The organism is Arthrobacter sp. 10T425, from assembly GCF_056393985.1.
In genome coordinates, this window is record NZ_JBFTGZ010000004.1 from 284,796 (window position 1) to 298,601 (window position 13,806).

Genomic DNA, 13,806 nt, shown 5'->3' on the forward strand with positions numbered 1-13,806 from the left:
GGAAACCGAACGGCACTGAGTCCACCCTGCCTCGACGAAAGTTTCCAATTGCGCCGACTACTAGCAATTCTTCTTCCCGGACTGCTGCTGCTGACCGCCTGCGGCGGCAACGAAGCGCCTCCGGCTCCGGAACCCACCAGCCAGTCCGCCGGTGAGACCGCCAAGCTGGACTCGGTCAAATTGACTGAGAACGGTGACAAGAAGGCCCCCGGTGTCGACTTCACCAAGCCGCTCGACGTCAAGGAACCCACTGTCAAGGTGGTCACCGAGGGCAGTGGCGACCGGGTCAAGGCCAACCAGATCGCCGACATTTCGATCGTGGCGTTCAACGGCAAGGACGGCTCCACCCTCGAGGACACGTTCCCTAACGATCCCGAGCCGCTGGAACTGAACGACGAGCTCAAGCGCAGCAGCCCCGTCATCTACAACGCGTTCGTGGGCGCCAAGATCGGCTCGCACCTCGCCCTGGCCGTTCCCGGCCAGGCCGCAGCCGAGGGTGCCGAGGCCAAGCCGACGCAGCTCCTGATCGTCAAGGTGCTCTCAGCCAAGGACGCACCGCCGGTCCTGGACAAGCCCGAAGGCGACGCCGTCACCCCGCCGGCCGGACTGCCGACCGTCAAGGAAAACGACAAGGGCGTTCCGGAGATCTCCGTCGCCGGCGTCAAGGCGCCGACCGCGCTGGTCTCCCAGGACCTCATCACCGGCAAGGGCCAGGCCCTCAAGGAGACCGACACAATCACCGTCAACTACGTCGGCGTCGCCCTCGCCACCGGCAAGGTCTTCGACTCCAGCTTCGAGAGTGGCAAGAAGGCCACCTTCCCGCTGACCGGCGTCATCAAGGGCTGGACCCAGGGCCTGACCGGCAAGACGGTCGGCTCCCGCGTCCTCCTGGTCGTCCCGAAGGACCTCGCCTACGGAGATCAGGGCCAGGGCGACGCGAAGGGCGACCTCGTCTTCGTCGTCGATATCCTCGGCGTCAAGTAATCCACCGCTACAACTGCCACCACTACACGTCACCTCAAAGGAGTAACCATGTCATTTGGACAGCGCAACCTCGACCGCGAGAAGCCGGAAATTGACTTCCCCGTAGGAGACGTCCCCACCGAACTGGTCATCACCGACCTGATCGAAGGGGACGGCGCCGAGGCCAAAGCCGGCGACACCGTATCCACCCACTACGTGGGCGTCGCCTGGTCCACCGGTGAAGAATTCGACGCCTCCTGGGGCCGCGGCGCGCCGCTGGACTTCAGGGTCGGCGTCGGCCAGGTCATCCAGGGCTGGGACCAGGGCCTGCTGGGCATGAAGGTCGGCGGCCGCCGCCGGCTCGAGATCCCGTCCGAGCTTGCCTACGGTTCCCGTGGCGCCGGCGGGGCGATCGGCCCCAACGAGGCCCTGATCTTCGTCGTGGACCTCGTCGCCGTCCGCTAGTCCCCACCCGCCCCCCGGGGAACGAAGCGCGGTAACAATCGGAAAAGTTCTTCCGGCTGTTGCCGCGCTTTCGTCATTTTCCGCGACCGGCTTTAGTACCCTTGCGGGGTGTCCGCCTCACGTACAGAACGCCTCCTGAACCTGCTCATCGCCCTGCTCAACACCAAGTACGGCCTGCGCCGCAGCGAGCTGCGCGAAAAGGTCTACCACGACACCACGAGCAGTGACGTCGCCTTCGGCCGCATGTTCGAACGCGACAAGGGCGAGCTGCGCCAGTTTGGCTTCGACGTCGAGGCCGTGACGGACACGGGCTGGGGCTCCGACGACCCGGCAACCACCCGCTACCGGATCGGCAAGGAATCGAACCGGCTGCCCGACGTCAGCCTCACCCCCGAAGAGTGCACGGTCCTGATTCTCGCGGCCCAGCTCTGGGAGCACGCCGCCCTCGGCTCCGCCGCCGTCGACGCGGTCCGAAAGCTGCAGGCCGCCGGCGGCCTGGTCGACGCCGAACTCCCCACCGGCGTCCAGCCGCGCATCCGCCCCGCCGGCCAGGCCTTCGAGGACCTGGTCGCCGCGACACACGCCCAGCACCCGGTCCGGTTCAGCTACCTCGCCGGCAGCACCGGCCAGGAGCAGGAACGCCTGGTGGAGCCCTGGGGCCTGGGCAGCCGCTTCGGCCAGTGGTACCTCGTGGGCCACGACCGGGGCCGAGGGGACAAACGGTTCTTCCGCCTGTCCCGCCTGACGTCCGCAGTGACCGTCCTGGAGAAGGAGAGCTTCACGCCGCCGGCCGGGTTCAACGTCCGCGCCGAGCTGGCCGGCCTGGCCGAGCTGCCGGTGCAGAGCGCCGTGGTCGACGTCGAACACGGGCGGCTCCTGGGCCTCCGCAAACGCGCCCAGCCGCTTCCGGACGCAGCGCCGGAAGCCACAGCGCCGGAAGCCCGAACGCTGGGGCATTCGGCCGGGACGGACCGCCTCGCGGTGCCCTTCCGCGATGCCGAGACCCTGGGCGAGGAGCTGGCCTCCTACGGTCCCCGCGTCACCGTGATTTCACCCCCCGAACTCGCCGGCGCCGTCCACCGCCGACTCACGGCAGCCGCCAAGTTCGCCGACAGGCCCCTGCCGGATGTGGCCTTCCCGGCGGCGGGCCGCGCCGGCCGTACCCGGAAACGAACCTCGGAGGACCAGCTCAAGCGGATGCTGCAACTCGTCCCGTTCCTTGTCCACAACCAGGGACTGCACATCAGCGAGGTCGCCGCCAGGTTTGGCATCACCCGCAAGGCACTCGAGGACGACCTGCGGATCCTGATCTGCTCGGGCCTGCCGGAGGGGTACCCCGACGATCTGCTGGACATCCAGTGGGACGATGACCACGTATTCATCACCCAGGCCCTGGACCTGACCCGCCCCGTACGGTTCACCGTGGACGAGGCCTGTGCGCTCCTGACCGGCCTGGAGACCCTCAACAGCCTGCCCGAACTCGCCGAAGGCGGCGCCCTGGAATCGGTGACGCTGAAACTCATGGCCGCGGCGGGGGAGGAAGGCGTCAAAGCGGCGGCGCTCTCCGGCCCCGAGGTGGCCCCCGGCAATTCCGCCGTCCTCGACACCGCCCGCGCCGCCCTCGAATCCGGCGCGCAGCTGCACCTGAAGTACTTCTCGGCGCAGCGCGACGCCGTGTCCGAACGCGACGTGGACCCCCTGCGGCTCTATTCGCTGGACAACACGTGGTACCTCGAGGCGTACTGCCACTCCGCCCAGGGCCTCCGCAACTTCCGGCTGGACAGGATCGAAGCCCTTGAGCCCAACGGACGGCGGGCGGCCGCGACGGCAAAGCCGGCGGACAGCTTTCCGGTGAAACTGTTCACCCCGAACGACGACGACACGGTGGTCGTGGTGGAACTCGCACCCCGCGGCACTGGCCTCGCTGACGACTATTACGCCGAGCGGACCGCGGCCCTGCCTGGCGGCGGAATGCTCGCCGAAATCCGGTTTGGCAGCACGGACTGGCTGCCGATGTTCGTGGCCCAGCACGGCGGGATGGTCCGGATCCTACAGCCAGAGGCCCTCGCGGCCGCGTCGCGGGAGTGGCTCGCCGCGGCCCTGACGCAATACGAAGCCTTCCCGGATCGCCCGATAGACTGATCAGCATGCCTTGGTGGTCCTGGATCGTTATTTGGATAGCGCTTGTCGCGTTGTCGCTGTTGTTCTTCGGCGTGCTCGGCTTCCGGCTGTTCCGGCAGGCCACGACGACGCTCACCGAATTGGGTGAAGCCGCGGACCGCTTTTCCACCCTGCCTTCACCAGCGGGCACCGGCACCGTTTCAGCGGCCGGTTCGACAGCGGCCGGCGTTGGTGACCCGGTCAGCGCGGACGAGTCCCTTCGGCCGGCGCCCGGCGACGCCATTTTTGCCTCGCCCGCGCGGATGCGACATGATTACCACGCATCCAAGCTCGCCCGGCAAAACGCCCGCCGGCTGCGCCGCATCCAACGCAAGAAGGACCGCGGGCAACCCCAGGCACTGCGCGACATCGAAACGCGTTAGACATAGGATGTATTCAAACGAAAGGACCTCTTGACATGAGGCTTGAAGGCTGGCATCTCATCATCATCATCGTTCTGGCACTGGTGCTGTTCGCTGCGCCGAAGCTGCCGGGCATGGCCCGCAGCCTGGGCCAGTCGATGCGCATTTTCAAGTCGGAAGTCCGGGAAATGAAGAAGGACGGCACCACCGATGCCAAGGATGGCTCCGAGCCGGTTGAAGGACGGGTCATCAACCACCCGCAGGCCGGCGCACCGGAAAGCCGCACGGGCGACGGAACCGACGTTCCGCCGTCGACCCGCGCCTAAGACCGCATGGCAGTAACCATGAGCCGTCGATCGAACCCCGAGGGGAGGATGGCGCTCCTCGACCACCTCAAAGAGCTGCGCAACCGGCTCTTCAAGGCGGCAATCGCCGTCGTCCTTGGGACGGTAGTGGGTTTCCTTGTCTACCAGCCAATGCTGGCGGCGCTGATCAAGCCGATCCGCGACCTGAATGAACACGAAGGCCGCCAGGCGACCCTGAATTTCGACGGCGTCGCGAGCTCGTTCGACCTCATGATTCAGGTCTCCGTGTTCCTGGGCCTGATTATCGCCAGCCCCGTCTGGCTCTACCAGCTCTGGGCCTTCATCGTGCCGGGGCTGCACAAGAAGGAACGCCGCCTGGCCCTGTCCTTCGTGGCGGCGGCCGTGCCGCTCTTCGTCGGCGGCGTCCTGCTGGCCTGGCTCGTGCTGCCCAACGCGGTCCGTGTCCTGACCGACTTCACGCCGTCGGGCGGCTCCAACTTCATCAGCGCCCAGGTGTACCTGTCCTTCGTGCTGCGGCTGCTGCTCGCCTTCGGCATCGCCTTCCTCCTCCCGGTGGTTCTGTTCGGGCTGAACCTGGCCGGGCTCATCAAGGGCCAGCAGCTGCTCAAGAGCTGGCGGATCACAGTCTTCCTGGTGTGCCTGTTCGCCGCGATGGCCGCTCCCGGCGCCGACGCCATGAGCATGTTCTACCTGGCCGGCCCCATGCTGGCGCTGTTCTTCGCCGCGATCGGGCTGTGCCTGCTCAACGACCGCCGGCGCGAGCGGCGCGCCGTCAAACGCGACGCCGAGACCGAAGCCACCGCCGACCACGCCACCCCCAGCTCCGAGCTGGAGAATCTCTAGCCTTTCGCGCACTAGGCTGGAAACATGTCCTCACACCCCGGGCCGGAATCACCGTCCGAACGTTACCGCGCCAGCGTCGAGCGGGCTGCTGAAGCCAAGACCTATCTGGGCGGGTTCATCCGCTCGCTCGAATTTGAACTCGATGACTTCCAGCGCGAAGCATGCCTGTCCCTGCAGGCCGGCCGGGGCGTGCTGGTGGCCGCCCCCACCGGCGCCGGGAAGACGATTGTGGGGGAGTTCGCCATCTATCTGGCCCTCCAGCGTGGGCTCAAGGCGTTTTACACCACCCCCATCAAAGCCCTGAGCAACCAGAAGTACTCCGAACTGGCCGCCAAGTACGGCGCCGCCCAGGTGGGCCTGCTCACCGGAGATACCAGCATCAACGGCGACGCCCCGGTGGTGGTGATGACCACCGAAGTGCTCCGCAACATGCTCTACGCGGATTCGGACACCCTGGATGATCTCGGCTTCGTGGTCATGGACGAAGTCCACTACCTCGCCGACCGCTTCCGCGGCGCTGTGTGGGAGGAAGTCATTATCCATCTGCCCAGCGAGGTCCAGGTGGCGTCACTGAGTGCCACGGTCTCCAACGCCGAGGAGTTCGGTGCGTGGCTCGACACCGTCCGCGGGCAGACCGATGTGATCGTCTCCGAGCACCGCCCGGTGCCGCTGTGGCAGCACGTCATGGTGGGCCGGAAGATCGTGGACCTGTTTGCCGGTGACACGAGCTTTGACGAGATCGCCCTGCCTGGTGGGGCAACTGCCAGTGGGACAAGTGCCAGGGGGGCAACTGCCAGTGAGACAACTGCCAGTGAGGCGTCCGCCGACGCCGTAGCCGAGGCTGTTGTCGGGGGCCCGGCGGCCGCCGTCACCTCGGAAGCGCCCGGGCGGGCCGGCTTCGAGGTCAACCCGGAACTGCTGTCCATGGCCCGGGCCGAGAGCCAGATGAATTTCCGTGGCCGCTTCGGCCACGGCGGCCGGAACCAGCGCCGGCAGCAACGCAGCCAGCGGGACGAACCGCAGGGCGCACAGCGCAGCCCGGTGCGGAAGGCCAGCCGGCCGCAGGTCATCGCCAGCCTGGACCGGCAGGACCTCCTGCCTGCCATCACCTTCATCTTCTCGCGCGCCGGCTGCGATGCCGCCGTGGCCCAGTGTGTCGCGGCCGGACTCTGGCTGACCAGCGAAGCCGAACAGCAGATCATCGCCCGGCGCGTCGACGAGGCGGCCCAGGACATCCCCTCGGATGACCTCGATGTGCTCGGCTTCTGGAGCTGGCGGGACGGCCTGCTCCGCGGGCTCGCCGCGCACCACGCCGGCATGCTGCCGACCTTCAAGGAGGTTGTGGAGAAGCTGTTCGTCGACGGGCTGGTCAAGGCCGTCTTCGCCACCGAAACACTGGCCCTGGGCGTGAATATGCCGGCCCGCTGCGTCGTGCTCGAAAAGCTGGACAAGTTCAATGGCGAGGCCCATGTCAACATCACGGCGGGGGAGTACACCCAGCTGACGGGCCGCGCCGGCCGCCGCGGCATCGACGTCGAGGGCCACGCCGTCGTGCTGTGGCAGCCCGGAACGGATCCGGCCGCCGTCGCCGGCCTGGCCTCACGGCGGACCTACCCGCTGAACTCCAGCTTCCGGCCCACGTACAACATGTCGATCAACCTTTTGGCGCAGTTCGGCCGGCCGCGCGCCCGGGAGATCCTCGAATCATCCTTTGCCCAGTTCCAGGCGGACCGTTCCGTGGTGGGACTGGCCCGGCAGGTCAGGAGCCGGGAAGAATCCATTGCCGGGTTCAGCAAGGCCATGACCTGCCACCTGGGCGACTTCACCGAATACGCGCGGTTGCGGCGGGCCCTGGGCGATGCCGAAACCATGGCTTCCCGGAGCACGTCCCGGGCCAGGAAGTCCTTGACCGAGGACTCCCTGAGCAGGCTGCTTCCGGGCGACGTGGTGGATGTTCCGGCCGGGAAATCGCCCGGGCTCGCGGTGGTGCTCAGCTCCGACCACGAATCCCGCGAGCCCCGCCCCGCCGTCATGACGCTGGACAACCAGCTCCGCCGGATTGGCCTGCACGACGTCGAGGGTCCGTTGTCGCCGATCACGCGGATCAGGATTCCCAAGACCTTCAACGCCAAGGTTCCCAAATCCCGCCGCGACTTGGCCTCCTCGGTGCGCAACGCCATCCGCGAGCACCGGCCGCCGGCGCCGCCGCGCCGCGACGACGACTTCGGCCGGGCCTCCGCTGCGCCCAACCAGGAGAAGCGGATCGCCGAGCTGCGCCGGGAACTGCGCGCCCACCCCTGCCACGGCTGCAGCGAACGCGAGGACCATGCCCGGTGGTCCGAACGCTGGTGGAAACTCCGCCAGGAAACGGACGGGCTCATCCGCCAGATCCAGGGCCGGACCAACACCATCGCCAAGACGTTCGACCGTGTGTGCGGCGTCCTGACGGGCTACGGCTACCTGGAAACCTCGGACACCGGCGCGCTGTCCATCAGCCCGGACGGGCAACGCCTGCGGCGGATCTACGGCGAAAAGGACCTGCTGATTTCGCAGTCGCTGCGGATGGGGGCCTTCAACGACCTCGACGCCGCCGAGATCGCCGCGCTAGCCAGTGTGCTCGTCTACCAGGCCAAGCGTGAGGACCGCGGCCTGCGGCCCAAGATGCCGAGCGTGTCCCTGGAATCCGCGGTAGACACCGTGGTCCGCGAATGGTCCGCGCTGGAGGACGTCGAGGAAGCCAACAAGCTGCCCCTCACTGGCGAGCCCGAGCTCGGCCTCGTCTGGCCGATCTTCAAATGGGCCAAGGGCCGGCACCTCCAGGACGTGCTGAGCGGCACCGACCTGGCCGCGGGCGACTTTGTCCGCTGGGTCAAACAGGTGATCGACCTCCTGGACCAGCTCGCCGACATCCCGAACCTCGACCCCCGGATTGCGCGGCTGTGCGCGGAGGCCATCAAACTCGTCAAACGCGGCGTCGTCGCCTATTCCTCCGTGGCCTAGGGCGCGGGCCGGACCGGCCCGCTCCCTGCACCACTCGCTGGGCCGCTGCCGCGGCCTCCCAGATTTTCGAACCCGTCGGCGCTCGGCCGGCCCCAGCAACAAGGAGTTCCCGCCCCATGACCGATTCGCCGGCCGCCCCAGCCCCCCGCAACGTCACGCTGTACCGCAACGGCTCGGTCTACACAGCTGCCGATCCCTTTGCGACTGCGATGCTGGTTGACGGCGACACCGTCGCCTGGGTCGGTTCCGAGCAGGCCGCCACGTCCATCGCCGATTCCTCCATGGAGGTGATCGATCTGCAGGGCGCGCTCCTGGCACCCGGCTTCGTCGACTCCCACATCCACCTGACGGAAACCGGAATCGCGCTGGAGGGCCTCCAGCTGGCCGGGGTGCGCTCCTCCGCTGAACTGCTCGACGCCGTCGCCGCCGCCTCCGCCTCCGCCTCCAGCGCGGACGGTCCCGTCCTCGGCCACGGCTGGGACGAGACCACCTGGGCCGATCCCGCCCTGCCCTCCCGGGACGAAATCGAACGCGCGGCCGGCGGCCGCCAGGTCTACCTGTCCCGCGTGGATGTCCACTCGGCCCTGGTATCGAACTCCCTGGCCGCATCGGCCGGACTGGACGGGCTCGACGGCGGCGGCGCCGGAAGCCAGGTCAAACGCGACGCCCACACAGCGGCCCGTCTGGCGGCCCGCCGGCTGCCGGCGGACGCCCTGCGCGCGTACCAGCAGCGCGCCCTCGCCGAGGCTGCGGCCAACGGCTACGTGGCCCTCGCCGAGATGGCCGCGCCGCATATCGGAAGCATCGAGGACCTGCGGCTCGCGGTGGCCTGGAACAGCACCTCCGGCGGAGGACCGACCGGGGTGGACGGCGTGGCAGCGCCGGAGATCCTGCCGTACTGGGGCGAGCTCGCCGGATCCGCCGAACATGCCCAGTCCATCCTGGACGAATTGGGCCTGCCTGTACTGGGCCTGGCCGGTGACCTGAACATCGACGGCTCGATCGGCTCACGGACCGCCGCACTGCGGGAGGATTACACCGACGCGCCCGGAGAGCGCGGCAACCTGTACCTCTCCGTGGCCGAGGCAGCCGCCCACCTCGCGGCGTGCTCCCTCCTGGGGATCCAGGCGGGTTTTCACGTGATCGGCGACGCCGGCCTGGACGCGGCCCTCGACGCCCTCGACCTCGCCGCGGCTGAGGTGGGGGAGCAGCGCGTCCGTGCCGCGGGACACCGGTTCGAGCACGTCGAACTCGCCGATGCCGCGGCCATCAGCCGGCTGGCCCGCTATTCGGTCAGCGTCAGCGCGCAGCCGGTCTTCGACGCCCTGTGGGGTGGCGGGGACCGCCTGTACCAGCAGCGCCTCGGCTCCCGCCGGCTTGGAATGAATGCCTTTGGCAGCCTCTACGCGGCCGGTGTGCCGATCTGCTTCGGCAGCGACAGCCCAGTGACGCCGCTCCGGCCGTGGTCCAGCGTGCGAGCGTGCCTGCAGCACACCAATCCCGCCGAACAGATCTCCGCCCGCGCCGCGTTCCTCGGCCACACGCGGGCCGGCTGGCGGGCAGCCCGCTACCCCAACCCCATGGCCGGGCAACTGGTGCCGGGCGCTCCGGCCAGCTTTGCGGTCTGGGAGGTCGAGGAGCTCATGGTCCAGGTGGCCGACGGGCGCGTGCAGTCGTGGAGCACCGACCCGCGCGCCCGCACCCCGCTGCTGCCGGCGCTGGACACCGGCAGCGATCCTGCCTGCCTCCTGACGGTACGGGACGGCCAGGAACTCTATGCCAGCGGCGCCCTTCACGCCTGACCACCTGGCGCCTGATCCGTCCCGTCATCCAGCGCACGGAGCGGAAACATTTCCACCCGCGACCCCGCCCTGACCTGCACCGACAGACGAAACGGCAGGTCACGGCTCGGTTGACAGATCGGCCCGCCCCCGTAGCATTGAGGGTCAACGGAGGGTTGCGTACCGCGCAGACTCCGGTAGTCCCCGGTCCTTCCCAGGTTGCCGCACCCGCGGGAGCTTTACTTGGTCATGACCACGGGCACCCCCAGGGGGCGGGTCTACTTCGCAGCAGAAAACGGTTCCGGCGCCGCAATTCGTGGCCTGCCGGAACTGGCCCGAAGCGGGTGGACCTGCCCGGGCGGCCGCACGGCCGCCTCGCGGGCGCCCCACGGGCGCGCAACTCCCTATAATGGGAAGTTGCGCCTGAATATCCGGAACCATTGACTTTCGGCGCACCGACCGCTCCCTTCAAGGAAAGGCCTCGCTGTGCGTGTCCTCACCATCATCCCGACCTATAACGAGCTGGAATCGTTGCCCAAGACCCTCGGTCGCCTGCGCACAGCCGTGCCCGCCTCCGACGTGCTGGTTGTCGACGACAACAGCCCTGACGGCACGGGGCAGCTGGCGGACCGCATGGCCGCAGAAGACGGACAGGTCCACGTCCTGCACCGCGCCGGAAAGGCCGGCCTGGGAGCGGCGTACATCGCGGGCTTCAAGTGGGGCCTGGACGCCGGCTACGACATCCTCGTGGAGATGGACGCTGACGGCTCGCACCAGCCCGAGCAGCTGCCGCAGCTGATTGAGGCCGTGGAGCAGGGCGCGGACCTCGCCATGGGCTCCCGCTGGGTTCCCGGCGGCCGTGTGGTCAACTGGCCGCTCTACCGCCAGGCCATCAGCCGCGTCGGCAGCACGTACGCGCGGATCATGCTCGGAGTGAAGATCAAGGACGTCACCGGCGGCTTCCGCGCCTTCCGGCGGACCACCCTGGAGAAGCTGAACCTGGATGCGGTCGACTCGGTAGGCTATGGCTTCCAGGTGGATCTGGCCTGGCGCGTGGCCAAGCTCGGCCTGACCATCGTGGAACGGCCCATTACCTTCGTGGAGCGCGAGCTCGGCGCTTCGAAGATGAGCGGCAACATCGTCGTCGAAGCCATGATCAACGTCACCAAATGGGGACTCACGGCCCGCTGGAACAAGCTCCGGGGCAAGCAGGACAGCAGGCAGAACGCCTGAGGCGTGTCTCCCGGTCCGGGCATCGCCTGGGTATAGGGTCGGGCGGTATGGCGCTGCGACTTGTTCAGGTGAATTTCAAGGCTCGGGATGACTCAACGCTCGGCCGGTTTTGGGCGGAGGCACTCGGCTGGGGCGTGTCCAGCGAGGGACCCGGTGTGACCAATGTTGAACCCCTGGGTTTCGTCTGGCCGGACCCCGCCGCCGTCTGCATCGATGTCGTCACCGTCCCGGACCCCGAGACGGTGAGGTACCGGACGCGCCTCGATCTCGCCACCACCTCTGCGGCCCACAAGGCGGAGCTCGTGGCGCACCTCTTGGGGCTCGGCGCGACGCCCGCCGACGTCGGCCAGGATGCTGTGCCGTCGACGGTTCTGGCCGACCCGGAGGGCAACCTGTTCCGCGTGCTGGAGCCCCGCCCGATCTACCAGGACACCGGGCCGATCGCCGCGGTGGTGGTCAGCTGTGCAGACCCGCGGGCCATGGCCGGGTTCTGGGGCGGGGCGGCGGACTGGACCCTGCACGAGGTGGGCGATGATTATGCGAGACTGCGTTCGGCCAAGGGTGTCGGGCCGTACCTTGAGTTCCTTCGCACGCCCGGCGTACAGGCCGTGTGGGGCCGTGTCCATCTCGACCTGATGCCGTACCCGGGTGATGATCAAGCGGCGGAGGTGGCCCGGCTGCGGGCTCTGGGCGCCACTGACGCCGACGTCGGCCAAGGCGATGTGCCCTGGGTCTGCCTCGCCGATTCGGAGGGCAACGAGTTCTGCGTCCTCACCCCCGGCTGACGCAGAATCCCGGCTCCTGTGCGCGTCCAGACGGTGCAGCCGCAGGAGGCGCAGGGGACGCGCAGAGCATGGAGGCGCAGGAACAGAAAAAGGGCCGGGCCCGCATCATTCGATGCGGGCCCGGCCCTTGCCGTAGCCGGTGCGCTGGGGGACTAGGCCGAGCGGCGTTCGCCGCGGCGTTCGCGCAGGATGGTGAGGCGATCTTCGAGGATCTGCTCAAGCTCGGGAAGCGAGCGGCGCTCCAGCAGCATGTCCCAGTGCGTGCGCACTGCCTTCTCGTTACTGTTGACGGGGCGTTCGCCGTCCACCAGCAACGCCTCCTTGCCCGTTTTCGAAACCCAAACCGGGGGGATCTCGGCTTCCGAGGAGAATGTCACGAACACCTGCTCGCCATCCTCGCAACGGTATTCAACCCGCTGGCGCGGAGCCGGTTCGACGCCGGATTCGGTCTCCATGCTCTGTGCGCCAAGGCGCATACCCCGCAGGCTGCGATCGCTCATCTTTTCTCCCTCTATTCGGTTCGCAGGGTCAAGCCCTGCGTTGTCCGGGGACCGTCAGGCGCCGGACTTCTGGTTGCACCGCGCTGTACCGTACCTGGCCCGGTGTGGCCGGGCCAGATGACAGTCACCAGTGGACAAAACTCTTTGGAACGTCATTGGAATCAACGCTGTGCGGAGCGTTTTTGTTCCGGACGGCTGAACTGACCGGACAAATATTCAAGTATACGGGAGTGGTGCGGGCGCGGTAAAGCGAGTAGCCCCGCGGCGTGAACTGCGTATCCTGTACCCGACCGGGCCGGCCTTAAGCTGGCTGGCCCCCGCAGCCGGGCCGAAACGGCCGGTCTGCGGGGGCCAGGACGGAACTATCCGATCCGAGAGACCCAGTGCGGGAGCAGGCTCAGGTCCGGTTCCCTTGGCCGTCGGCTGCGGCGGGCGGTGAGTACGGTGCCACGTCCGGCGTTGAGGCCGTCTGCTCCTGCACCGCGCCTGCACCCAGTACGCTGCCGATCCCTTTGAGCGCCTCGCCAACCTCGCTGGGAATGATCCACAGCTTGTTCGAGGATCCCTCGGCAATCTTCGGGAGGGTCTGGAGGTACTGGTAAGCCAGCAGTTTCTGGTCCGGGTTGCCCTTGTGGATCGCGTCGAAGACCTTCTGGATGGCCTGCGCCTCGCCGTCGGCCCGCAGGATGGCCGCCTTCGCGTCGCCTTCGGCCTTCAGGATGGAGGACTGGCGCTGGCCTTCCGCGGTGAGGATCGCGGACTGCTTGGTGCCCTCGGCCGTCAGGATGGCGGCGCGGCGGTCACGTTCGGCCCGCATCTGCTTTTCCATCGAGTCCTGGATCGAGTGGGGCGGATCGATCGCCTTGAGCTCGACCCGGGAGACCCGGATGCCCCAGCGACCGGTCGCCTCGTCCAGGACGCCGCGGAGCTGGCCGTTGATCTGGTCGCGCGAGGTCAGCGCTTCCTCCAGGTTGAGGCCGCCAACCACGTTGCGCAGAGTGGTGGTGGTCAGCTGTTCCACTGCCTGGATGTAGTTGGCGATTTCGTAGGTGGCGGCCCGGGCGTCCGTGACCTGGAAATAGACCACAGTGTCGATCGAGACCACCAGGTTGTCCTCGGTGATGACCGGCTGCGGCGGGAAGGACACCACCTGCTCCCGCAGGTCGAGCAATGGCAGCAGGCGGTCCACAAACGGGATCAGCAGGGTAAGTCCGGGATTCAGGGTGCGTTGGTATTTACCCAGCCGTTCAACGACGCCGGCACGGGCCTGTGGAATGATCCGGACCGACCGGACCAGCACAATAATTACAAACACAATTAGTACCAGCAGCACAATTGCGACTGCGATATTCATACATCACCTATTCCCCAGTTGTTTTGTTTTAGTC

12 protein-coding genes are annotated in these 13,806 nt (G+C 67.8%); 10 read left to right on the plus strand and 2 right to left on the minus strand.

The window, feature by feature from the left end; genetic code table 11:
- Window positions 1-48: 48 nt before the first annotated feature.
- From AC1DDH_RS07115 to AC1DDH_RS07160, 10 genes are all read left to right on the plus strand, one after another.
- Complete coding sequence (locus AC1DDH_RS07115) at window positions 49-984, plus strand: FKBP-type peptidyl-prolyl cis-trans isomerase (RefSeq protein WP_476955134.1); 936 nt, start codon at window positions 49-51, stop codon at window positions 982-984.
- Between the two features lie 48 nt (window positions 985-1,032).
- Window positions 1,033-1,428, plus strand: coding sequence for an FKBP-type peptidyl-prolyl cis-trans isomerase (locus AC1DDH_RS07120; protein WP_028275583.1), 396 nt, complete (start codon window positions 1,033-1,035; stop codon window positions 1,426-1,428).
- 108 nt (window positions 1,429-1,536) lie between these two features.
- On the plus strand, window positions 1,537-3,570 hold the full coding sequence (locus tag AC1DDH_RS07125; protein ID WP_476955135.1) for a helix-turn-helix transcriptional regulator: 2,034 nt from the start codon (window positions 1,537-1,539) through the stop codon (window positions 3,568-3,570).
- 5 nt (window positions 3,571-3,575) lie between these two features.
- Window positions 3,576-3,971 carry a hypothetical protein gene (locus tag AC1DDH_RS07130; protein WP_476858558.1) on the plus strand — a complete coding sequence of 132 codons (396 nt, stop codon included), beginning with the start codon at window positions 3,576-3,578 and terminating at the stop codon, window positions 3,969-3,971.
- Window positions 3,972-4,006: 35 nt separating this feature from the next.
- The gene (tatA, locus tag AC1DDH_RS07135) at window positions 4,007-4,276 is read left to right on the plus strand and encodes a Sec-independent protein translocase subunit TatA (protein WP_018772900.1); all 270 of its coding nucleotides are present in this window, start codon (window positions 4,007-4,009) and stop codon (window positions 4,274-4,276) included.
- A gap of 48 nt (window positions 4,277-4,324) precedes the next feature.
- The gene (gene tatC, locus AC1DDH_RS07140; protein ID WP_028275586.1) at window positions 4,325-5,119 is read left to right on the plus strand and encodes a twin-arginine translocase subunit TatC; all 795 of its coding nucleotides are present in this window, start codon (window positions 4,325-4,327) and stop codon (window positions 5,117-5,119) included.
- A gap of 24 nt (window positions 5,120-5,143) precedes the next feature.
- A complete protein-coding gene (locus AC1DDH_RS07145; RefSeq protein WP_476870798.1) occupies window positions 5,144-8,119 on the plus strand; it encodes a DEAD/DEAH box helicase in 2,976 nt (991 codons plus the stop codon).
- A gap of 116 nt (window positions 8,120-8,235) precedes the next feature.
- Window positions 8,236-9,921 (plus strand): amidohydrolase, encoded by a 1,686-nt coding sequence (locus tag AC1DDH_RS07150; protein ID WP_476955136.1) that lies wholly within the window; start codon window positions 8,236-8,238, stop codon window positions 9,919-9,921.
- A gap of 465 nt (window positions 9,922-10,386) precedes the next feature.
- Window positions 10,387-11,133 (plus strand): polyprenol monophosphomannose synthase, encoded by a 747-nt coding sequence (locus AC1DDH_RS07155; protein ID WP_223916354.1) that lies wholly within the window; start codon window positions 10,387-10,389, stop codon window positions 11,131-11,133.
- A 47-nt stretch (window positions 11,134-11,180) separates the two neighbouring features.
- Window positions 11,181-11,918 carry a VOC family protein gene (locus AC1DDH_RS07160; RefSeq protein WP_476955137.1) on the plus strand — a complete coding sequence of 246 codons (738 nt, stop codon included), beginning with the start codon at window positions 11,181-11,183 and terminating at the stop codon, window positions 11,916-11,918.
- A gap of 152 nt (window positions 11,919-12,070) precedes the next feature.
- Here the strand turns inward: AC1DDH_RS07160 and AC1DDH_RS07165 are convergent, their stop codons facing one another.
- Both AC1DDH_RS07165 and AC1DDH_RS07170 read right to left on the minus strand, forming a co-directional pair.
- Entirely contained in the window at window positions 12,071-12,418 is a 348-nt protein-coding gene (locus tag AC1DDH_RS07165) for an RNA polymerase-binding protein RbpA (RefSeq protein ID WP_026266329.1), read from the minus strand.
- 397 nt (window positions 12,419-12,815) lie between these two features.
- Complete coding sequence (locus AC1DDH_RS07170; protein WP_476850909.1) at window positions 12,816-13,772, minus strand: SPFH domain-containing protein; 957 nt, start codon at window positions 13,770-13,772, stop codon at window positions 12,816-12,818.
- Window positions 13,773-13,806: the final 34 nt, after the last annotated feature.